This window comes from Buttiauxella selenatireducens (assembly GCF_031432975.1).
GTDB lineage: Bacteria > Pseudomonadota > Gammaproteobacteria > Enterobacterales > Enterobacteriaceae > Buttiauxella > Buttiauxella selenatireducens.
The window spans coordinates 2,493,190-2,515,170 of record NZ_CP133838.1; the positions used below are offsets into that span (position 1 = coordinate 2,493,190).

The 21,981-nt window shown below is 53.5% G+C and carries 22 protein-coding genes; 18 read left to right on the forward strand and 4 right to left on the reverse strand.

Annotated features, from left to right (window positions below):
* Positions 1–5: 5 nt before the first annotated feature.
* The 6 genes from RHD99_RS24005 to RHD99_RS11610 are packed head-to-tail and all read left to right on the forward strand — an operon-like array spanning position 6 to position 5,453.
* Positions 6–1,328 (forward strand): LLM class flavin-dependent oxidoreductase, encoded by a 1,323-nt coding sequence (locus RHD99_RS24005; protein ID WP_510183663.1) that lies wholly within the window; start codon positions 6–8, stop codon positions 1,326–1,328.
* A 43-nt stretch (positions 1,329–1,371) separates the two neighbouring features.
* Positions 1,372–2,307 (forward strand): ABC transporter substrate-binding protein, encoded by a 936-nt coding sequence (locus tag RHD99_RS24010; RefSeq protein WP_510183664.1) that lies wholly within the window; start codon positions 1,372–1,374, stop codon positions 2,305–2,307.
* A 10-nt stretch (positions 2,308–2,317) separates the two neighbouring features.
* Positions 2,318–2,821, forward strand: a complete 504-nt coding sequence (locus tag RHD99_RS11595; protein ID WP_183269279.1) for a GNAT family N-acetyltransferase — start codon at positions 2,318–2,320, stop codon at positions 2,819–2,821.
* 9 nt (positions 2,822–2,830) lie between these two features.
* Entirely contained in the window at positions 2,831–3,769 is a 939-nt protein-coding gene (locus RHD99_RS11600; RefSeq protein ID WP_183269278.1) for an amino acid ABC transporter permease, read from the forward strand.
* On the forward strand, positions 3,753–4,547 hold the full coding sequence (locus RHD99_RS11605; RefSeq protein ID WP_183269277.1) for an amino acid ABC transporter ATP-binding protein: 795 nt from the start codon (positions 3,753–3,755) through the stop codon (positions 4,545–4,547). Before RHD99_RS11600 ends, RHD99_RS11605 begins: the two co-directional genes overlap by 17 nt.
* Before the next feature lie 9 nt (positions 4,548–4,556).
* Complete coding sequence (locus tag RHD99_RS11610) at positions 4,557–5,453, forward strand: transporter substrate-binding domain-containing protein (RefSeq protein ID WP_309878930.1); 897 nt, start codon at positions 4,557–4,559, stop codon at positions 5,451–5,453.
* Positions 5,454–5,464: 11 nt separating this feature from the next.
* On the opposite strand, the gene RHD99_RS11615 is transcribed toward RHD99_RS11610, so the two are convergent.
* Positions 5,465–6,043: a TetR/AcrR family transcriptional regulator gene (locus RHD99_RS11615; RefSeq protein WP_309878932.1), complete on the reverse strand. Its 579-nt coding sequence runs from the start codon at positions 6,041–6,043 to the stop codon at positions 5,465–5,467.
* Between the two features lie 94 nt (positions 6,044–6,137).
* On the opposite strand from RHD99_RS11615, the gene RHD99_RS11620 reads away from it, so the two are divergent.
* Positions 6,138–7,031: an ABC transporter six-transmembrane domain-containing protein gene (locus RHD99_RS11620; RefSeq protein ID WP_309878934.1), complete on the forward strand. Its 894-nt coding sequence runs from the start codon at positions 6,138–6,140 to the stop codon at positions 7,029–7,031.
* Positions 7,032–7,043: 12 nt separating this feature from the next.
* Here the strand turns inward: RHD99_RS11620 and tyrP are convergent, their stop codons facing one another.
* Positions 7,044–8,255: a tyrosine transporter TyrP gene (tyrP, locus tag RHD99_RS11625; RefSeq protein ID WP_309878935.1), complete on the reverse strand. Its 1,212-nt coding sequence runs from the start codon at positions 8,253–8,255 to the stop codon at positions 7,044–7,046.
* 229 nt (positions 8,256–8,484) lie between these two features.
* On the opposite strand from tyrP, the gene RHD99_RS11630 reads away from it, so the two are divergent.
* A complete protein-coding gene (locus RHD99_RS11630; protein ID WP_309878936.1) occupies positions 8,485–8,814 on the forward strand; it encodes a cupin domain-containing protein in 330 nt (109 codons plus the stop codon).
* A gap of 64 nt (positions 8,815–8,878) precedes the next feature.
* Here the strand turns inward: RHD99_RS11630 and tynA are convergent, their stop codons facing one another.
* Both tynA and paaZ read right to left on the reverse strand, forming a co-directional pair.
* Positions 8,879–11,140, reverse strand: coding sequence for a primary-amine oxidase (gene tynA, locus RHD99_RS11635; RefSeq protein WP_309878937.1), 2,262 nt, complete (start codon positions 11,138–11,140; stop codon positions 8,879–8,881).
* A 252-nt stretch (positions 11,141–11,392) separates the two neighbouring features.
* Positions 11,393–13,438, reverse strand: a complete 2,046-nt coding sequence (gene paaZ / locus RHD99_RS11640) for a phenylacetic acid degradation bifunctional protein PaaZ (protein WP_309878938.1) — start codon at positions 13,436–13,438, stop codon at positions 11,393–11,395.
* A 286-nt stretch (positions 13,439–13,724) separates the two neighbouring features.
* Here paaZ and paaA point away from each other — a divergent pair, with 286 nt between their 5' ends.
* The 10 genes from paaA to pcaF are packed head-to-tail and all read left to right on the forward strand — an operon-like array spanning position 13,725 to position 21,962.
* The gene (gene paaA / locus RHD99_RS11645; protein WP_309878940.1) at positions 13,725–14,654 is read left to right on the forward strand and encodes a 1,2-phenylacetyl-CoA epoxidase subunit PaaA; all 930 of its coding nucleotides are present in this window, start codon (positions 13,725–13,727) and stop codon (positions 14,652–14,654) included.
* 11 nt (positions 14,655–14,665) lie between these two features.
* A complete protein-coding gene (gene paaB, locus RHD99_RS11650; RefSeq protein ID WP_183269268.1) occupies positions 14,666–14,953 on the forward strand; it encodes a 1,2-phenylacetyl-CoA epoxidase subunit PaaB in 288 nt (95 codons plus the stop codon).
* Positions 14,954–14,961: 8 nt separating this feature from the next.
* Positions 14,962–15,717 (forward strand): 1,2-phenylacetyl-CoA epoxidase subunit PaaC, encoded by a 756-nt coding sequence (gene paaC, locus RHD99_RS11655; protein WP_309878944.1) that lies wholly within the window; start codon positions 14,962–14,964, stop codon positions 15,715–15,717.
* 10 nt (positions 15,718–15,727) lie between these two features.
* A complete protein-coding gene (paaD, locus tag RHD99_RS11660; protein ID WP_309878946.1) occupies positions 15,728–16,228 on the forward strand; it encodes a 1,2-phenylacetyl-CoA epoxidase subunit PaaD in 501 nt (166 codons plus the stop codon).
* Positions 16,229–16,235: 7 nt separating this feature from the next.
* Positions 16,236–17,303 (forward strand): 1,2-phenylacetyl-CoA epoxidase subunit PaaE, encoded by a 1,068-nt coding sequence (gene paaE, locus RHD99_RS11665; protein WP_309878947.1) that lies wholly within the window; start codon positions 16,236–16,238, stop codon positions 17,301–17,303.
* A complete protein-coding gene (gene paaF, locus RHD99_RS11670; protein ID WP_309878949.1) occupies positions 17,303–18,070 on the forward strand; it encodes a 2,3-dehydroadipyl-CoA hydratase PaaF in 768 nt (255 codons plus the stop codon). The genes paaE and paaF overlap by 1 nt, the downstream gene beginning before the upstream one ends.
* Before the next feature lie 2 nt (positions 18,071–18,072).
* Complete coding sequence (gene paaG / locus RHD99_RS11675) at positions 18,073–18,858, forward strand: 2-(1,2-epoxy-1,2-dihydrophenyl)acetyl-CoA isomerase PaaG (protein WP_309878950.1); 786 nt, start codon at positions 18,073–18,075, stop codon at positions 18,856–18,858.
* Positions 18,858–20,342: a 3-hydroxyacyl-CoA dehydrogenase PaaH gene (gene paaH / locus RHD99_RS11680; protein WP_309878951.1), complete on the forward strand. Its 1,485-nt coding sequence runs from the start codon at positions 18,858–18,860 to the stop codon at positions 20,340–20,342. The genes paaG and paaH overlap by 1 nt, the downstream gene beginning before the upstream one ends.
* Positions 20,332–20,757 (forward strand): hydroxyphenylacetyl-CoA thioesterase PaaI, encoded by a 426-nt coding sequence (gene paaI / locus RHD99_RS11685; RefSeq protein ID WP_309878952.1) that lies wholly within the window; start codon positions 20,332–20,334, stop codon positions 20,755–20,757. Before paaH ends, paaI begins: the two co-directional genes overlap by 11 nt.
* Entirely contained in the window at positions 20,754–21,962 is a 1,209-nt protein-coding gene (pcaF, locus tag RHD99_RS11690) for a 3-oxoadipyl-CoA thiolase (protein WP_309878953.1), read from the forward strand. Before paaI ends, pcaF begins: the two co-directional genes overlap by 4 nt.
* Positions 21,963–21,981: the final 19 nt, after the last annotated feature.

The window sequence follows — 21,981 nt, forward strand, 5'->3', positions numbered from 1 at the left end:
TAAATATGTCAAACAACAGACAATTGCGCCTGGGAACCATCCTGCATGGCGCTTCAGGAAATATGTCGGCATGGCGCCATCCGGCGGCTATTCCCGATGCCAGTATTAATTTTGATTTTGTAAAAGAGACAGCGTTAAAAGCCGAACAGGGAAAACTCGATTTTTTATTTGTCGCTGACGGCTTATATATCAATGAAAAATCTATTCCTCATTTTTTGAATAGATTCGAGCCATTAACGGTGCTGTCGGCATTAGCCAGCGTCACCACGCATTTAGGGTTGGTCGGTACACTGTCGACATCCTATAGCGAACCCTTCACCGTGGCGCGCCAGTTTGCCAGCCTTGACCATTTAAGCAAAGGGCGCGCGGGCTGGAACGTGGTGACTTCACCGCTGGAAGGCTCGGCAAAGAACTTCTCCCGTGACAAACATCCAGAACATGCACTGCGTTATCGCATTGCCGATGAGTTTCTGGACGTCGTGAAAGGGCTATGGGACTCCTGGGAAGAAGACGCGTTTATTCGTGATAAAGCCAGCGGGCAATTCTTTGACCCTAAAAAATTGCACACGCTGAATCATCATGGCGATTTCTTTAAAGTCGCAGGGCCGCTGAATATTTCCCGCACACCACAAGGTCGGCCAATTGTATTCCAGGCTGGCGCATCAGATGACGGTAAGAAATTAGCCGCGCATCACGCTGACGCTATTTTTACTCATCACGACACGCTTGAAGAAGCACAGCATTTTTATCGTGATGTAAAAGGGCAACTGGAGAGTCATGGTCGCCATAACGATGATTTGAAAATATTCCAGGGCGTGAGTGTGATTGTCGGCAGCGATGCTGATGACGTAGAACACCAATATCAAACCACGGCAGCACTGGTGTCGATAGAAGACGCACTGAATTATCTTGGCCGCTATTTCGAACATCACGATTTCAGCCAATACCCGCTTGATGAGCCGTTCCCGGATATCGGCGACCTGGGGCAGAACAGCTTCCGCAGTACCACTGATGAAATTAAACGTAATGCCCGTGAACGCAATCTGACCTTACGGCAGGTCGCACTGGAAGCGGCATCCCCGCGACCGCGTTTTGCGGGCACCGCCCAACAAGTTGCTGATGGATTACAGCAGTGGTTCGAAAGCCATGCCGCCGACGGTTTTATCATTCAGGGCGGTACACCCGATACCTTCCCACGCTTTGTGGATGAAGTGGTGCCGGTGCTGCAAGCGCGTGGCTTATTCCGCAAGGAATATCCGGGTACGACGCTGCGCGAAACGTTGGGGTTAGCTGAACCGAGCTATCGATTTAAAAAGTCATCACTTTAAAAACCAACCATTTAAAACACACAACAATAAGAGAGAACCTGCTATGCAAAAATCATCGCTCATCCTTGCAATCGCTCTGGCACTTTCGTCGGCACAAACACTGGCACAGGACGTCACGATTAACGGCACCGGCGTCAGTATTGAAGCCAATAAAACGCCCATCAATACCGTAGTGAACCCGCAGGCTGTCGCACAACTGCCAAAAGATTATCGCTTTGCGGTACCGGGTAAATTCACTGTGGCGGTCGCTGGGCTCAACCAACCGCCGCTGACGGTATTTTCAGACGACAACAAAACGCTGCTCGGTAGCGAAGTGGATATTGCCCGTCTGGTGGCCGACAGCTTAGGGCTTGAGCTCAACGTGGTGCCGACGTCCTGGGAAGACTGGCCACTGGGTGTAGCGTCGGGCAAATACGACGCGGCCATCAGCAATATTACCGTGACCAAAGATCGCAAACAGAAATTCGACTTTGCGACCTATCGTAAAGACTCGCTCGGTTTCTACGTGAAATCAGACAGCCCATTTAAAACGATTGAGAAAGCAGAAGATATCGCCGGGCTGCGCATTATCGTCGGCTCCGGGACCAATCAGGAATCTATTTTGTTGGCGTGGAACGAAGCAAACCTGAAGAAAGGGCTTAAACCTTTCACGCCGGTTTACACCAAAGACGATGCAGCACAAACCCTGGCTTTACAGTCTGGCCGAGCTGACGCGTACTTTGGCCCGAACGTCATCGGCGCATGGAAAGCAGCGCTCAATCAGAAAACAAAGTTAGTTGGTGTAGTTGATGGCGGTTGGCCGAAAGCGGCGCATATCGCTGTCACGCTGAAAAAAGAGAGCGGCCTGGTTGAACCGGTACAAACCGCGCTCAATGGCGTTATTAAAAACGGCGATTACAACAAAGTACTGAGCCGCTGGGGGGAAAGCGTTGAGAAAATCCCTGCATCCGAAATTAACCCTGATGGCCTTGGCGATTAAGGAGCGGTCTATGCGCGAACAATTTCGTGATGTTTCCCCGGAAGCACCGGAGCTCCAGCCGATTATTACCGGTTTATTTGGCGAGTATGAGGCGCGTTATGGGGACTATTTTTCCCGTGACGCCGAAGTGGAACTCACCGAGTGGTATCTGGCACCGCAAGGGTTATTCATTGTTCTGGAAAGAGACGGCGAGATTATTGCCACCGGTGCGTATAAGCCATTCGATGAACATACCGCTGAAATCAAACGTATCTGGACTCATTCCTCATTGCGCAAACAAGGGATTGCGCAGCGCATGATGCGTGAACTGGAAAGCAGGGCGCAGATTGCCGGTTACAGCCACGTTTATCTGACCACCGGTTTTCGTCAGCCGGAAGCGGTGAAGCTTTATCTAAGCCTCGGCTATCAACCGCAGTTCGATATTCAACGCAACCCCGAAGAGTACAGCGTGGCACCGTTCGACGGGCGCCTGCGTTTTACCAAAACGCTGGCTCGTCTGAGCAAAACGGCCTGAGGAATGATCATGACTAGACTATCAACCCCACCATCAACCATTAAAGTCGTTCCGGCGCGTTATCCGCTACGAACACTGGGCGCGGTTGTCGCACTGTTTGTGCTGGCGATTGTCATTCAGTCGGTGGCGTTTAACCCACGCTGGGAATGGAGCGTGTTTGCGCGCTGGTTCTTCGACCCGGTCATCCTTGAGGGGCTGGCGCAAACCTTATTGTTGACGCTGATTGGCACCGTGCTCAGCGTGATATTGGGTGGTTTGCTGGCGCTCGCCAGGCTTTCATCGTCATGGCTGCTCAATAGCCTGGCGTGGGGTTATATCTGGCTGTTTCGATCGCTGCCGCTGATCGTGGTGCTGATCATTCTCTATAACTTCTCGTATCTCTACGACACGCTCTCAATTGGTATCCCGTTTACTCAGATAAGCTGGGGAAGTTACCAGACGATTAACGTGCTCGGGCAGTTTTCTACCGCTGTGGTGGGGCTGACGCTTGTGCAAAGCGCTTATACCGCTGAGATTATTCGCGGCGGCTTTTTAGGTGTCGATCACGGGCAGTATGAAGCGGCAGCGGCATTAGGGTTACCCGCATGGCGACGCACGCTGCGCATTATTTTGCCGCAGGCGCTACGTACTATTTTACCGTCCGGTTTCAACGAGATTATCAGTCTCGCGAAAGGCACGGCGATGGTTTACGTGCTGGCAATGCCGGAGCTGTTCTACACCATTCAGATGATCTACAACCGCACCCAGGAAGTTATTCCACTGCTGATGGTCGGCGCGGCCTGGTATCTGGTTATCACCAGCGTGTTGTCCCTCATTCAGCATCTGGTTGAACGTTGGCTGGCACGCAGTGAACGCCGCTCGGCGATCAATCAACAAAATCCTGTTCGCCACTCATCTCGTCAGCCTGTGCTGCACACTCAGGAGGCCGCTCATGTCCCACTTCCATAGCCAAACAAGCCATAACCAAACCGGCCACATTTCGATTACCGGCGTCAGTAAATTTTTTGGCCGCCATAAGGCGCTGGATAACATTTCTCTGGAGCTGGAACCCGGCTCCGTGACGGTGATTCTGGGGCCGTCGGGCTCGGGTAAATCCACGCTGCTGCGCGCCATTAACCACCTTGAGCGCGTTGATGAAGGCTTTATTCAGATTGATGGCGATTACATTGGCTATCGTCAGGCGGGCGATAAGCTGTACGAACTGAAAGAAAAGGAGATCCTGCGCCAGCGCGTGAACGTGGGTTATGTGTTCCAGAACTTCAATTTGTTCCCGCATCTCACGGTGCTGGAAAACCTGATTGAAGCACCGATTGCCCACAAACAGCTCAATCGTAAGCAAGCCATTGAACAGGCTTATGAGCTACTGGATGTCGTTGGATTACGCAATAAAGCGGATGCCTGGTCGCGTCATCTTTCCGGCGGGCAACAGCAGCGTATTGCTATTGCTCGTGCGCTGGCACTGCGTCCTCGCGTGATGCTGTTTGATGAGCCGACTTCTGCACTCGACCCGGAGCTGGTGGGGGAAGTGCTCGACGTGATTAAAAAACTGGCACGTTCAGGTACGACGCTGGTGGTCGTGACGCATGAAATCGGTTTTGCCCGCGAAGTGGCGGATAACGTGGTGTTTATGGTGGACGGGAAAATTGTGGAGCAAGGTAGCAGTGACGAGGTGCTTAACCATCCGCAACACTCACGAACGCGTCAGTTTTTATCTAAGGTTCTATAAGGAGCAGGCATGAAATTTGTCCCACTGGCGCTATTAATGATGAGCACCACGCTTTACGCACAAGGAAGTCTTGATCTCAAGGCGAATGAACAACCGATTCATGCCGCTAAAGACCCGATTGCTATTAGCAAAATTCCGCAAGGCTATCAGTTTGTTGAGCCGGGTACGCTAACGGTGGCGATTTCCGCGCTCAACTCACCGCCGCTGGCAATGCTGGCCAGTGATAATCGCACAAGGATCGGCAGCGATCCGGATATCGCGCGGCTGCTGGCCGATAGTTTAGGGCTGAAACTCAAACTGGTTCCGACGGCATGGGAGGACTGGCCGCTTGGGATTACTTCCGGGCGCTACGATGTGGCGCTGGTGAATATTGCGGTGACCGAGCAGCGTAAAACGAAATTCGATTTCGCGACCTATCGTGTCGATTCGCTGGCGTTCTCGGTAAAATCAGACAGTCCGATTCAGAAAATCAGCGGGCCAACAGACGTTGCGGGTTTACGCATCATTTTAGGTTCTGGCACCAATCAGGAAAAAATCCTGTTGGGTTGGAATGAAATTAATGAACGCGAAGGGCGCAAACCGGCACAACCGATTTATCTGACGGATGACGCTTCCGGCAATTTGTATATTCAGGCGGGTCGCGCGGATGCCACTTTTGGTCCGCAAAGTGTGGCAGCTTATAAAGCGGCACTGACCGGAACCACTCGGGTTGTCGGTCTTGGTCCGAAAAAGGCGTATGTTGCCACTACCACCAAAAAAGGGAATGGGCTGGTATACGCGCTGCAAGCTGCACTGGATGGCACGGTGAAACGCGGTGAGTACCAGCAAGTGCTGGATCGCTGGGGAGAAAAGGGCGAAGAAGTGGCTACGTCTGAGGTGAATCCGCCTGGGATTACCTATCCGTAGCACTTTGCCGATTAAGCCAATAGCGCCAGGCTGACAAAGCCATGAATATCTTCCAATGCCTGTTCGCGTGCGAGCGGCGCACTGTCGATAATCAGTTGATCCGAATACCCGTTCAGCAACGAGCCTAGCTGACGGGTAACGCGCCCGACATCAGTCTGACGAAACACTCCGCTTTGAATACCCGCCTCGATAATGCTCGCCAGCAAAGCGTCCCATTTTTCCGTAAGCCGCAGCGCAAAATCGGCATACACCGTGTTATGTACCGCAAGACGCCACAATGAACCGTACAACTCCCACGCCGCGTCTGCGCGGTCAGGCAAATAATCATCGATGAAAATGTTCAGCCCGCGTTCTGGGGCTACCGCGCGGGTCTTTTGCGTAAAAGATTCCAGTTCCGCATACATAAAGCGTGAAAAGGCCTCAAGACACAGCGTCTGCCAGTCGGGAAAGTAGTGATAAATATGGCTGCGGGCAATGCCGACACTTTCTGTTAACTCGCGCGTGGTGACCTTTTCCACCCCTTTTTCGGTGAACAATACGATCGCCGCATCAAGAATATTCTCTTTTAGAACAGATGCTTTTTCTTTCATCACAGTACCTTCGTTGACTTTGAGCAAGTGCTCAAATAGAATCTTTTCATTCTTGAGCAACCGCTCAAGGATAACAATCTAAGAAGTTAAAGTCATGTCTACTTGTCATCAAACCGCGCAGATTAAACCCTCGCTCGGTGCATTGAACACCATAAAAAAAATCGCAAAACTCCACAGTAAAAAGCTGATTATTACGCTGATGCTGGTGGTCGCTGAGAACGTCGTTTACTTGCTGTATCCCTTAATGGCGGGCTTTGCCATCAACGCTATCATCAAGGGGCAATCGCTACATGCGTTGCTGTATGCGCTGGTGGTTTTTATTATGTGGGCGATAGGTGCTGCACGCCGCAGCATGGATACGCGCACTTTTGCCAGAATTTACGCTGGTCTGGCTGTGCCGGTTATCCTGGCGCAGCGTAAAGACGATCATAGCCATTCTACTATTGCTGCCCGCGTGACGTTGTCACGTGAATTTGTGAATTTCTTTGAAACACACCTGCCTTTGTTGATTACGTCGCTGGCTTCCATCATCGGTGCGGTGATTATGCTACTGACTATTGAGTTCTGGGCGGGTGTTGCGTGCCTTGGGGTGCTGATCTTCTTCTCACTCTTTTTACCGAGTTACACGCGTAAAAACGAAATGCTGTACGAGAAACTCAATGACCGACTAGAAAAGGAAGTGGGTTTCGTGGGGACAGCCAGTGAAAACACGCTCAACAAGCACTACAACTTTTTGGCGCGGGTGCGCATTCGGTTGTCTGACCGGGAAGCTTATGGCTATCTGTCGATTGGTATTGCCGCAGCGTTCCTGTTCGCCACGACCATTTGGCTAATGACTGTGAAGGGCGTCGGGAACGCCGGGCATATTTACTCGGTCATGACCTACATGTGGATGTTTGCCATGAGCCTTGATGACGGCCCATCTCTGCTGGAAAAATACTCGCAGCTTAAAGAGATAGGCAAGCGGGTGAACACCGGGCTGGTGTAATCGCTAAAGGAATTAACCCACGTCAGGCAATGCGCCGGTGGCAATCAACGCCTGGATAACAATGACCGCAACCCCGCAGGCAAAGACTAAAATGAGCAGCGGTTTGCCACCGGCGACACGGTAAACCGCGTCAGTTTGAGCCTGGCGACTTTTCCATACCAACAGCGACGGGATGATCAGCGCCAGAATCGCCAGCGCAACACCTGCATAACCCAGCGCCATCACAAAACCTTGTGGATAGAACAGGGCGAAGACCAGCGGCGGAACAAAGGTCATCAGCCCTGTTTGCATGCGCCCGGACGCTTTACGGTTGCGGTTGAACAAATCGCTCAGGTAATCAAACAACCCTAACGACACTCCCAGGAATGAGGTGGCCAGCGCCAGGTCGGCAAATAAGTGAACCGCCAGCTCAACATGCGGTGAGGCCACCACTTCACGAACAGCCTGCAACAAACCATTCAACCCGGAATGATTGGCTAACAGCCCACTGAATACGCCGGAATCAATCGCACCCAACGTCGCGACTTGCCAGAAAATATAAGCCACTAACGGGATTGCGCTGCCGATGATAAACACCCAACGCAACTTACGCAGATTCCCGTCAAGATAGCTGACAATGCTTGGTACGCTGCCATGGAAACCAAACGAGGTGAAAATTACCGGAATGGCAGAAAGTGCGAGGCCTTTTTCCAGCGGTAACGTCAGCAGATTGGTGTGATGGATATGCGGCATCATCAACGCCAGCATCACCACCAACATAACAATCTTGGCGCTGAATAATATGCGGTTAAACATATCCACCATATGTGTGCCGATACAAACAACCCCACCGGCAACAACCGTGAACAGTAACACCCCAGTGGAAACAGAAATCGTCGTTGAGAACCATTGACTGAGGCTTGCTGACAACAACTCGCCCGCACCGCTGATATACGCCGCGGTTAACGCATACATCAGGAATAACATGCTAAAACCGGTGAGCCATTGCCCCGGTTTACCGAGATAACGCCGGGCGAGTGTGCCCAGACCGGTATCGGCGGAAACGTGTTGATAAACCTCCACTAATAGCAGTGCGGTGTAACACATGAGGCCCCAAAGGCCGACCAACAAAAGCAAGGTTACGCCAAAACCAACCCCTGCTGACGCCAGCGGCATTGCCAGCATTCCTGCGCCAATTGTGGTTCCTGCGACGATAAAGATACTGCCAAGAGTGCGATTCTTCACGCTTCCCTCTGAATTTACGCTTGTTATAACGACATTGTGCCGCGCAGGTTAAGGGATTGCGGTGAGTCCGTCAAATGTGAGTTACAACGTGTGTAATGATTTATTTACGATTAAGGGCGATTGTCTAAAGTCTCCACAAGAAAACGAGCGGATTGTGCCTGGCGTTTGCCCGGAAAGACTGAATCTTCGCTACGCTTAGTGCTGTGATGTGCTCAAAGAGGGTGCCGAAATGATTGAGAATTTGTTTACACATTTTCCCGATGCGGTAGCGCATCAGGAGGCGGAAACATTTGAAGCACTGTTAACCGCACCCAACATAAAAATTGAAAGAATCATTTCTACCGGGCAATCCACACCCCCTGACACCTGGTACTGCCAGGATGAGTGTGAGTGGGTCATTGTGTTGCAAGGTTCTGCTGGTTTACGTTTTGAGCAAGAAGCGCAGACGCGAATACTTTACCCTGGCGATTTCGTCAATATTCCCGCGAAGTGCCGTCACCGTGTTGAGTGGACGGATGCGAAGGGGCCTACGATTTGGCTTGCGGTGCACTATTTATAGAGCTTAAGGGGAAAAAAGGGGGATGTCGCTTACGCTAATCCCCCCTCTGGTCATCTACTGCGTCTTACTTCTGCTCTTTTTTCCCTGCCAGATTCAGCGTGGGCGTTTCATCAAAGAAGTTCCACGGTTTCAGCAGCGTGTGGACCCATTCTGTTGGCATGATTGGCCACTCTTCAGCGCGAGCAACGTGGGTGGTACCGGTGGTCATCCAAACCACGTCATCCTGGTTATCCAGTGACTGATTATCCTTGCTGTACAGACCAAGCCCGGTGTCGTGTGCCGAACGGTTCGGGTATTTGCCTTCCGGGTAACGTTCATCAGGGTTGTAACGCGTCACCCACAACTGTTTATCCATAAAGCTCAGGCGGTGATAAATCCACTCGTCTGGGGCGAACTTCGCGCCGGTTGCCACCGGATGCGTGCCGCCTGCATACGGGATGATTTGGTAAGAAACCGGGTTGCCCATTTTGTTCTCTTTACTGGTGTTGCTCAGTAAACGAATCGTGCCTGGGTCAAACTTCTGCGCGGCATCCTGCTCAGTCGTAATGTCATGCTGATTGATTTGCATGGTACTGGTGCGCGGGCCGCCAGCGGTGTTCGGTTTCACTTCCGGGTCGAGTGCGACCAGTTTGTTGTTCTCACCATCCACATCCATATCCAGGCGGAAGTTGTAGATGTGTTGGTGTGTGGTGCCAACGATATTGTGGTCGATAAGCGTGCCGTATTTAGTATCGTCTTTGGCGGTTTCATCGTGCATGGTTTTGGCTTTCACGCCTTTCACCGCTTCAATGCCGGTTGCGCCTGCATCGATGCCGATAGTGCCGTTCTGGTGGAATACCCAGTCAAAGATGTAATCGTAGTTGCCCACGGTACTGATCCAACGCACGACCAGTTCGCGGCGTTCGGTACTGATATTCGGTTGGCCCATTTCCTGATGTTTATATTCAGGCCCGGCGTAGCGTTCAAAAATGGCGACGGCGTGCGGGATAGTGGTCGGTTTGCCGGTGTAATCAGCGATAGTTTCATCCAGCAATACCGCATTGCCTGGTGCATCTTTGCCACGTGCAATAGGGGATGTCAGCGTACCCATGCCGTAATCACCCGCATCCAGATACGCTTTGAAATACCAGCCAACGTCTGGGTCGCCGTAAGGGACGATCATGCCGCCCAGCGACCCTTCGTACATCACTTTACGTTTGTTGCCGTTATCGTTGAAGGTCACGGTCGAAAGAATCGGCCCAACACGCGAGTTCAGACGCAGGTGGAAATCCCAGTTCTGCCAGTGAATGGTATCGCCGGTGATGGTGTAGTTTTTGCCTTCAGGTTCAATGATTTCTAGCGGTTTAATGGTTGGCGCCGTGCGGTCGCGGCCATCAAACGGACGCGGATTCATCGGGACCGGGATCACCTGGCCTTCTTCAATCTTGATGATTTTTTTCTGCTCAAGATCGACTACGGCGACAAGGTTTTCAATCGGATGCGCCCAGTAGTTGCCATCACCCGTATCCAGATAACTCACAACTTTAAGCAGGCGCTGGTTCTGTTCCAGGCCATCTTTGCCATCAAAGAAACCGACTGTGAGCGGGGTAGTAATGACTTTTGTTGGGTCGTCGATGCCATGTTTCTTCAGCGCTTCAGCGTACTCTTTACTGCCGTTGATAATGGTCTGCACGCTGACGAAATCGTCAATCAGAACCATGCCGTGCGCACCTTCAATCGGTGTCCACGACACGACTTTCCCGGCGTCTAAATCCACCACACCTTCAACGATATGGATCCCGTCGAGCATAATCACATCCGCCTGACGAGGAGCGGTCACTGCCGCGCCGCTCATGACAAACTGCCAGACCTGATCTTTTGGCGGCTCGTGCAGCGATATTTCGGTAAAGCGGGTCCCGCTTTTAAATTCAGGCGCTGCCTGGACAATTGACACCGCTTTTGATATTTCATCGGCGGTCAATGAATTAAGCGGATGTGGTTTTTTCTCGACGGCGAAAGTTTGATCCAGACCAGACTGGAAGACCTCGTTAATAAAGGTTTCTGAAATATACGCTTTCTTATTTTTAAAGATAATCGGCACTTGTAGCTGCAATGTTTTGCCATTCACCATCGCTGATTTGGCATTGGGTTTAACTTTCACAAATGCGCCGTCTTTAACGATGGTGAACATCTGTGCATAGTCATCCCACTGAATATCTGCACCAAACTCCGTCAGTGTTTTTTCCATCGGCACCATATGTGCCTCGCCGCCGTGGGCAAGGGCGCCTGAAGAGGTCAGGAGTGCGATTGCTAAAGCCAGGGCTTTCTTTCCGGTAGTTAAATTCATGAAATTCTCACTCTTGGCTGATGTGTTTTATTGTTGTGTGTTTATAAAAGGGCATGAATTCAACATAACAACTTCTGCGACCAGATATATTGTGCTGCTTGCCAACTTCTTTGTTGGCTTTGCCAAATTAGTTAAAACTCCCTCTCCTTTGAGAGAGGGTTGGGATTAGTTAAAACTCTCTCTCCTTTGGGAGAGGGTTGGGATTAGTTAAAACTCTCTCTCCTTTGGGAGAGGGTTGGGGTGAGGGGAATATTAAGCGTCAAAATCCCCATTCTTACGTGCAACCAGCGTCAAAATGGAATACAACGCAACAGACTGCTTTTCCTGGTTCAGCACGTCCACCGCCCATTCCACGACGCCGACCGGTTTATCTTCCGCCGTTTTCTGCGATTTGGCCGTTTTGCGCTTGCAGGTCAGACGGACTTGCAGGGTATCGCCGATTTTTACCGGTTCGATAAAGCGCAGGTTCTCCATTCCGTAGTTGGCAATAACAGGCCCCACACCTGGGTCAACAAACAGGCCTGCTGCGGCAGAAACCACAAAGTAACCGTGGGCCACACGCTCGCCAAAGAACGATTCTGCCGCGCCGATTTTGTCAACGTGGGCGTAGAAATGGTCACCACTGAGGTTGGCAAAATTGACAATATCGGCTTCGGTAATGGTGCGACGAGCCGTCAGCAAGCTCTCACCAACCTGCAAATCTTCAAAGTGTTTACGGAACGGATGGATGGCATCTTCTTTAACTGCCGCACCGTAGCTCCATTGCTTGCTCACCGCCGCCAGCATGGATGGGCTGCCCTGAATCGCCGTACGTTGCAGGTAATGTTTCACCGCACGCAAGCCACCCAGCTCCTCACCGCCACCCGCACGCCCAGGGCCACCGTGTACCAACATCGGCAGTGGCGAACCGTGGCCGGTAGATTCCACGGAAGATTCCTGATTGAGTACCTGAATACGCCCATGCGCACGGGCAGCACCCAGAATAAACTGGCGCGCAATATCGCCATTCGCCGTCACCAGCGTTCCCGCAAGACTCCCCTGGCCTGCACGGGCAAGTGACATTGCGTGTTCCGCATTGAGATAAGGCATCACGGTGGCAACCGGGCCGAAAGCTTCCAGTTCATGAACCGCAGGCGTTTCATCCGGCTGGAGACACAACAACAGCGTCGGTGGGAAGAATGCGCCAGCGCGAGAAGTGTCTGCTTCACCGCCGACCACCACTTTGCACCCCGCGTTAATCAGCTGCTGGACTTTGCTCTGGACATCATCACGCTGCTCAAGACTGACCAGCGCCCCCATCTTCACGCCTTCCTGGGCCGGGTCGCCGGGCTGGATTTTGGCAAGTTTTGCCTGCAACGCTTGCGTTACGTTTTCCAGTTGCGCCTGTGGAACGATGATGCGGCGAATAGCGGTACATTTTTGCCCGGCTTTTGCCGTCATTTCACGCACCACTTCACGGATAAACAGCGCAAATTCCGGCTGTTCTGGCGTGACATCTTCCCCCAGCACACAACAGTTCAGGGAGTCCGCTTCCATGGTAAAGGGCACTGAGCGGGCAACAACATTAGGGTGACAACGTAACTTCTGGCCGGTGTTTGTAGAACCGGTGAACGTCACCACATCCTGCTCGTCGAGCAAATCAAACAGGTTAGCAACGCCACCACAAATCAGACTGATTGCGCCGTCTGGCACCAGCCCTGAATCAACAATCGACTTCACCATTGCCTGAGTCAATTGGGCGCTGGCGGTGCCGGGCTTAATGATGGCAGGCATGCCTGCAAGCCACGTTGGCGCCAGTTTTTCCAGCATTCCCCAGCAAGGGAAGTTAAACGCGTTGATGTGCAGCGCCACGCCGGATTTCGACGTCAGCACATGGCGGGCGGCAAATCCACCTTGTTTAGACAGCGGGATCATTTCGTCTTCTGGCCATAACACATCATCGGGTAGCTCACGGTTTCCCATGCCCGCGTAGGCGAATAGGGTGCCGATACCGCCCTCGATATCCACCCAGCTATCCGCGCGCGTTGCACCGGTCTGATATGAAATCGCGTAAAACGACTCTTTGTTTGCCAGCAGATGTTTTGCGACTGCTTTGAGCATTGCGGCGCGTTGAACAAAGGTCATTGAGCGTAATGCGGTGCCGCCGTTGTCGATGGCGTAACGGCGCGCCTGCGCCATATCCAGCCCTTCGCTGGTCACCTGGTACAACGCTTCGCCGCTAATTGCATGATTTATCGTGCGTTCTTTGCCGTGACCCATCACCCACTGACCAGACAGATAGCTTGTTAACTGTTGCATCTCACACCCCGTTAAGCATTACGTTTAATTGCCTCAATGGTTGATTTGCGAATCATAAAAATCAAGATGTAATTTAATAATATATTAACAATGTGATTGCGCGTGTTTTTCGATATTTGCTCATATATATGAATAATAAGAGTTATTTAAAATTTATCGTGATAATGCTCACAAAGCGTATGTGTTAATTTTGGCGTTTTGATTAACTTATCTGTAACTTTTAATCATCAAGTGATTCGCATAAACGCAATTATCGAATCTATTTTGAATCATAAAAGGTGATGACGTGACTGAACAACACCGCTTTGATGAGCGAATCGCACAGGAAATTGCTATCGAACCGCAGGACTGGATGCCTGATGAATACCGCAAAACCCTGATCCGCCAGATTGGGCAACACGCCCATTCCGAGATCGTTGGCATGCTGCCGGAAGGCAACTGGCTGACCCGCGCCCCAAGCCTGAAGCGCAAAGCTATTTTGTTAGCGAAGGTGCAAGACGAAGCCGGGCATGGGCTTTATCTGTATAGCGCGGCGGAGACGCTGGGCTGCGCACGTGAAGACATCTACCAGAAGATGCTCGACGGCAAGATGAAATACTCCTCCATTTTCAATTATCCCACGCTGAACTGGGCCGATATTGGCGTGATCGGCTGGCTGGTTGATGGCGCGGCGATCGTTAATCAGGTCGCGCTGTGCCGCACCTCCTACGGCCCGTATGCCCGTGCGATGGTGAAAATTTGCAAAGAAGAGAGCTTCCATCAACGCCAGGGTTTTGAAGCCTGCACCGTACTGGCTGAAGGCAGCGAAGAGCAGCGCCAGATGTTGCAAGACGCCATCAACCGTTTCTGGTGGCCTGCGTTGATGATGTTTGGCCCGAACGATGACAACTCGCCAAACAGCGCCCAGAGCCTTGCCTGGAAAATCAAACGTTTTGGCAATGACGAACTGCGCCAGCGCTTTGTGGACAACACCGTACCGCAAGTCGAAATGCTCGGCATGACGGTGCCGGACGAAGGTCTGCACTGGAACGACGCCACCGGACATTACGAGTTCAGTGAAATTGACTGGCACGAATTTAATGAAGTGATTGCAGGACGCGGGCTGTGCAACGAAGAGCGGCTGGCCGCCAAACGCAAAGCCTGGGAAGAGGGTACGTGGGTACGAGAAGCCGGCCTTGCTTACGCCGAAAAACAACACGCCCGCACTGTCGCCTGAAGGAGAATTTTATGAGCAATGTTCACTGGCCGTTATATGAAGTCTTTATCCGAAGCAAACAGGGCTTGTCGCATCGTCACGTTGGCAGCTTGCACGCCGCTGATGAACAAATGGCACTGGAAAACGCCCGCGATGCCTACACCCGCCGTTCTGAAGGCTGTTCAATCTGGGTAGTAAAGGCGAGTGAGATCGTCGCGTCACAACCCGAAGAGCGTGGTGCGTTTTTTGATCCTGCGGAAAGCAAAATTTATCGCCACCCCACGTTTTACACCATCCCTGATGGCATCGAGCACATGTGAGGCGCGAAATGACTTATTCCCCATTAACCACCTACACCTTGCGCATCGGCGATACCTGTCTGGTGCTGGCTCAACGCTTAACGGGCTGGTGCGGACACGCGCCGGAGTTAGAGATTGATCTGGCGTTAGCCAACATCGGTCTGGATTTACTCGGCCAGGCGCGCAATTTCCTGACCTATGCCGCTGAACTTCAGGGCGAAGCGCTTGATGAAGACAAACTGGCATTTGGTCGCGACGAACGTCAGTACTGCAATGTTTTACTGGCCGAACAACCGAACGGCGACTTTGCCGACACATTGATGCGCCAGTATCTGCTGGATGCCTGGCATGTGGCGCTGTTTGAGCGCCTGGCGCAGAGCCGCGATACCCAGCTTGCCGCCATTGCCGCGAAAGCGATTAAAGAAGTGCGTTATCACCTGCGATTCAGCCGTGGCTGGTTGGTGCGCTTAGGCAACGGTACGGAATTCTCTCAGCAAAAAATGCAGCACTCACTGAACAAACTGTGGCGTTTTAGCGGCGAAATGTTTGTGGCCGACGAGCTGGAAATTAGCCTGGCGCAGCAAGGTATCGCCGTCGACCCACGCACGCTGCGTGCGACGTGGGAGGCGGAAGTCTTCGGCGCTCTGCTGGAGGCCACACTCGTCAAACCACAGGAAGCGCAATATCGCACGGGCGGAAAGCAGGGGCTGCACACCGAGCATCTCGGCCCGTTACTGGCGGAAATGCAGTATCTGCAACGCGCTTACCCTAATCAGCAGTGGTAGTGAGGTAAAGATGCAAACTCTCGATGTGGTTGAACCGGCACAAGTTCGCGAGGTATGGCGCATTCTCGGGCAAATCAGCGACCCGGAAATCCCGGTGCTGACCATCACCGACCTTGGCATGGTGCGCAGTGTTCATCATCGTGATGACGGTTGGCACATTGGTTTCACGCCAACCTATTCAGGCTGCCCGGCTACCGAGTTTCTGCTTAAGGCGATTCGCGAAGCGATGGATCAGGCTGAGCTGCATCCGGTGCATATCGAGCAGATGCTGCACCCGGCGTGGACCACCGACTGGATGACGCCTGCGGCCAAAACACGTTTGCGTGAATACGGCATCAGCCCGCCACAAGGACACGCTTGCCACGCCACATCAGCCGCCGTGGACGTCAGTTGCCCGCGCTGCGGCAGTTTACACACCTCGCTGATTAGCGAATTCGGTTCCACGGCCTGCAAAGCGTTGTATCGCTGCGATAGCTGCCGTGAACCCTTTGATTACTTTAAATGTATTTGAGGTTGCCATGACGACGTTCCATTCGCTAAAAGTGGCGCGCATTGAGCAGGAAACTCCTGAAGCGGTTGCCATCACGTTTGAAGTGCCTGCGGATTTGCAGACACATTATGCGTTCAAACCCGGCCAGCATTTGACTCTGAAAACGCGTCTGGGCGGTGAAGAACTGCGCCGTTGTTACTCCATTTGTCGCGCCGAACAGCCGGGTGAGATTTGCGTGGCGGTGAAAGCCATTGAAGGCGGACGCTTTTCGCAATACGCCGTCACCGACCTGGTGGCGGGCGTGGCGATGGACGTGATGATCCCGCAGGGGACATTTGGTTACCAACCGCAACCGGAAACCACCGGCAACTATTTAGCACTGGCGGTCGGCTCTGGCATCACGCCAATGCTCGCCATCGTCAGCGCGACACTGGCTACCGAACCCAATAGCCGCGTGACACTGGTTTACGGCAACCGTAGCAGCCGCAGCATGATGTTCCGCACCGCACTTGCCGATCTGAAAGACCGCTACCCGCAGCGCCTGCAACTTATTTACCTGTTTAGCCAGGAAGTACAGGAAAGCGAACTGCTCAGCGGACGTCTTGACGGCGCGAAAATCAAGGCGCTGGGTGACCATCTGCTAAATGTAAAAGGCTTTGATCGGACCTTCATTTGTGGGCCACAGAGCATGATGCTGGAAACCGAAGCCGCGCTGCTGGAAATGGGTGTCGCCCAACAAAACATTTTCATCGAACACTTCAACACGCCCGGCACCGCTCCGAGCCGTAAAAGCCGCGAGCAGGCCGCCGGAAAAGTGGTGACGCTGCGCCAGGACGGGCGCGACCGCAAAATTACGCTCGACTCCCACGACGAAAGCATCCTCGACGCAGCCTTGCGCCAGGGCGCGGATCTGCCCTACGCCTGTAAAGGCGGCGTGTGCGCTACTTGCCGCTGCAAAGTGGTGAGCGGTGAAGTGGAGATGGGCGTCAATTACAGCCTCGAGCCGGATCAACTGGCGGCGGGTTACATCCTGAGTTGCCAGGCACTGCCAAAAGGCGACAACGTCGTGATCGACTTTGACGCGCAGGGGTTGTGATGAACGAACTGTTAAGCAGCCAAAAACAGCGAGTGCTGACGCTGACGCTAAACCGCCCGGAAGCCCGCAATGCCTTGAACAACGCGCTGCTGGAGCAACTTGCACAGGCACTTGAGAAAGCACAACACGACGACAGCGTTGGCGCAGTGGTTATCACCGGTAATGCACGGTTTTTCGCCGCCGGAGCCGATCTCAAAGAGATGGCCAGCCGTGATATGCCCGCGACCTTAAACGACCCGCGCCCACAGCTTTGGGCGCGCATTGAACGATTCCCTAAGCCTTTGCTGGCAGCCGTCAACGGTTATGCGTTAGGGGCTGGCTGCGAGCTGGCCATGCTTTGCGACATCGTGCTGGCCGGGGATAACGCCAGTTTCGGATTGCCGGAAATCACGCTGGGCATTATGCCAGGCGCTGGCGGGACGCAGCGTCTGATTCGTTGCGTCGGGAAAGCCCTGGCTTACCGCATGGTGTTGACCGGTGAAGCGATTAACGCAACACAGGCGCAGCAGGCGGGGCTGGTTGCGGAGGTCACTCCGGCTGCGTTAACGCTGGAATACAGCCAGAAACTGGCGGCACGTATCGCGCAACATGCGCCGTTGGCGTTGCAGGCAGCAAAAATGGCGCTGCGCCAGGCACACGAGATTTCACTTACACAGGGTTTGCAGCAAGAGCGTCAGCTTTTCACGCTATTGGCTGCGACCGAAGACCGGCAGGAAGGCATCGCCGCATTCCTGGAAAAACGACCCGCTGCGTTTAAAGGACGATAACCATGAATTTCATTCTTAGCGATGTGCAACACGGCGTGATGACGCTGACGCTTAATCGCCCTGAACGCCTGAACAGTTTTAACGATGAAATGCACCGCCAACTGGCTGAGGTTTTGACCCAGGCCGAGCGTGACGACTCCATCCGCTGCCTGCTGATCACGGGCGCAGGGCGCGCATTTTGTGCAGGACAGGACTTAAACGACCGTAACGTCGACCCGACGGGTGCTGCGCCGGACTTAGGCGCGTCGGTGGAAAATTTCTATAACCCGCTGGTTAAGCGCCTGGCAAAACTGCCAAAACCGGTGATCGCCGCGGTTAACGGTGTTGCCGCCGGTGCCGGTGCAACCCTTGCGTTGGGATGCGACATGGTTATCGCAGCACGCTCAGCGAATTTTATTATGTCTTTCAGTAAATTGGGTTTGGTTCCTGACTGTGGTGGCACCTGGTACCTGCCGCGTCTGGCCGGACGGGCGCGCGCCATGGGACTGGCATTGATGGGCGATAAACTCAGCGCGCAGCAGGCTCTCGACTGGGGCATGATCTGGCAAGTCGTTGATGACGAGTCATTAAACGACACCGCCCGACAGCTCGCCACGCACTTTGCCAGCCAGCCGACGTTTGGCCTGGGGCTGGTGAAGCAGGCGCTCTATGCCTCGGAAACCAATACGCTCAATGAACAACTCGACCTGGAGCGTGATTACCAACGCCTGGCGGGACGCAGCGAAGATTATCGCGAAGGGGTGTCGGCATTCCTGACAAAACGCCCTCCGGTGTTTAAGGGGAAATGATGATGCTGACTCCACATTCAGTTATCGCCGTGATTGGCAGCGGAACCATGGGGGCAGGAATTGCTCAGGTTGCTGCTCAGGCGGGGCATCAGGTCAGGATTTATGATATCCAGCCAGGCGCCGCGGCGCGTGCCATCGATGGTATCGCCACAACACTCAGCGCTCGGGTGACAAAGGGCAAGCTTTCAGAAACCGACAAAAATGCCACCGTTAACCGTTTACTGGCGGCACAGAGTATTAGTGAACTGGCTGATGCGGCACTGGTGATTGAAGCGGCTGCTGAGCAAATCGATATCAAACAGGCGATTTTCCGTGAGCTTGCAGCGGTGTGCTCGCCCGACACGACGTTCGCCAGTAACACCTCATCAATTTCCATTACCGCGATTGCCAGCGGCGTTGAACACCCGCAGCGCGTTGCTGGGCTGCATTTCTTTAATCCGGCTCCGGTAATGAAACTGGTGGAAGTGGTGAGCGGGCTGGAAACCTCGCCCGCCGTGCTGGAAAGCCTGACTGAACTTGCGCTCCGTTGGGGGAAACAGCCCGTGCGTTGCCACTCCACGCCGGGATTTATTGTCAACCGCGTCGCGCGTCCTTTTTATGCTGAAGCGTGGCGGGCACTGGAAGAACAGATTGCACCCGCTGGCGTGATTGATGCGGCACTGCGCGACTGCGGCGGCTTCCCAATGGGGCCGCTTGCGCTAACAGATTTGATTGGTCAGGACGTTAACTTTGCCGTGACGTGTTCGGTGTTCAACGGCTTCTGGCAGGAGCGACGTTTTTTACCGTCACTGATTCAACAAGAACTGGTGCTGGGTAAACGTCTGGGCAAGAAAACCGGGCAGGGTGTGTTTAGCTGGCCGCTCAATGAATCCTTGCCCTATCAGGCGGTACAGCCCGTCAGTGCGCAAGCCGGGCACATTCAACGCCACGGTCGCGCAGCATGGCTCAATAATACGGATTCTTGTGACAGTGTCACTGATTCATCTCTGGAACTCGATGACGTTTGGGTACAAGTCACACAAGGTGAAACGGCGACTCAACTGGCAAAACGCCTGCAACGCCCAGTGGTATTGCTGGATTTGGTAAATGACTGGCAGCGCTCTCCGCTGGTTGTACTAGCGGCGGCAGCAGGTAATACGCCGGAACAAACCGCCAAAGTGGTTCGTTTCTTCCAGCAGCAGGGCAAACAGGTACTGATGCTGAGCGATTACCCTGGCATGTTGGTGTGGCGCACCGTGGCAATGTTGGCCAATGAAGCGTCGGACGCGCTGCAAAAAGGGGTGGCCTGCGAACAAGACATTGATACCGCCATGCGTCTGGGAGTGAATTATCCACACGGCCCGCTGGCGTGGGGGGCAGAACTTGGCTGGCAGAACGTGCTGCGTCTGCTGGAAAACCTGCAACAACATTACGGCGAGGAGCGCTATCGCCCGACATCGCTGCTGCGTCAACGTGCACTGCTGGAGACTCAACATGAGCATTAATGCATGGGCCAACGCCCGGGAAATGTACGCCCGCGATAACTGTGCGCAGCAGATGGGTATTGAAATCCAGGAGATGGGTGAAGGTTTTGCACGCCTGACGATGACCATTACGGAATCCATGCTCAACGGCCACCAGACCTGCCACGGCGGGCAACTGTTTACGCTTGCTGACACCGCGTTTGCCTATGCCTGCAACAGCCAGGGGTTGGCAGCCGTAGCATCCGGTTGCAGCATCGATTTTGTCCGGCCTGGGCTTGCGGGCGACACACTTACCGCGATTGCTCAGGTGCGCACGCAGGGGCGTTTAACCGGCGTCTATGACATTGAAATTCTTAATCAGCACGAGAAAACGATAGCCCTGTTCCGCGGGCGTTCGCATCGCATCGGCACAACTGTTTCTGGAGCCAAACTATGAACGACGCATTTATCTGTGACGGTGTAAGAACGCCCATTGGTCGTTACGGCGGAGCACTTTCCTCCGTACGTGCCGATGATCTGGCCGCCATCCCGCTTAAAGAGTTGATGGCGCGTTACCCGAATCTTGACTGGAACGCGGTGGACGATGTTCTCCTCGGCTGTGCAAATCAGGCGGGGGAAGATAACCGTAACGTTGCACGCATGGCGACATTGTTAGCGGGTCTGCCGCAGACAATTTCTGGCACCACGATTAACCGCCTCTGCGGCTCGGGTCTAGATGCGTTAGGTATGGCTGCGCGGGCAATCAAAGCCAGTGATGCCGGGTTAATCATTGCCGGTGGCGTGGAGTCAATGTCACGCGCACCGTTCGTGATGGGCAAGGCAACGACCCCATTCCAGCGGCAGGCAGAGATGTTCGATACCACTATCGGCTGGCGTTTTGTGAACCCGCTCATGGCTGAACACTTTGGTACTGACAGCATGCCGGAAACGGCAGAGAATGTAGCTGAGTTGTTAAGCATAACCCGTGACGATCAAGATGCGTTCGCGTGGCGTAGCCAACAACGTGCAGAGCAAGCACGTAAAAATGGTGTGCTGGCGCAGGAAATCGTACCGGTGGTATTGAAGGGTAAGAAAGGGGCGGTGACGGAAGTTCGCGAAGATGAACATCCTCGTCCTGAAACAACTTTGCAACAACTTAATGGATTGAAAGCACCGTTCCGCAAAAACGGGGTGATCACCGCAGGCAATGCTTCTGGCGTAAACGATGGTGCCGCAGCGCTGATTATTGCAAGCGAAGCTGCTGCCCACCGTCACGGTTTAACGCCACGAACCCGCATTGTGGCGATGGCAACCGCGGGTGTCGAACCGCGCTTGATGGGACTTGGACCGGTACCTGCCACCCGTAAGGTGTTGGAACTGGCCGGACTTTCTATCAACGATATGGATGTCATCGAACTCAATGAGGCCTTTGCCGCGCAGGCGCTGGGAGTGTTACGACAATTGGGGCTGCCTGACGACGCCTCACATGTTAATCCCAACGGCGGCGCGATTGCATTAGGCCATCCATTGGGCATGAGTGGAGCCCGACTGGCGCTAGCCGCCAGCCACGAACTGCATCGTCGCAAGGGACGTTTCGCCCTGTGTACGATGTGTATCGGTGTTGGCCAGGGCATTGCCCTGATCCTTGAGCGTGTGAGCTAATCAACCCTGCGAGTACCCT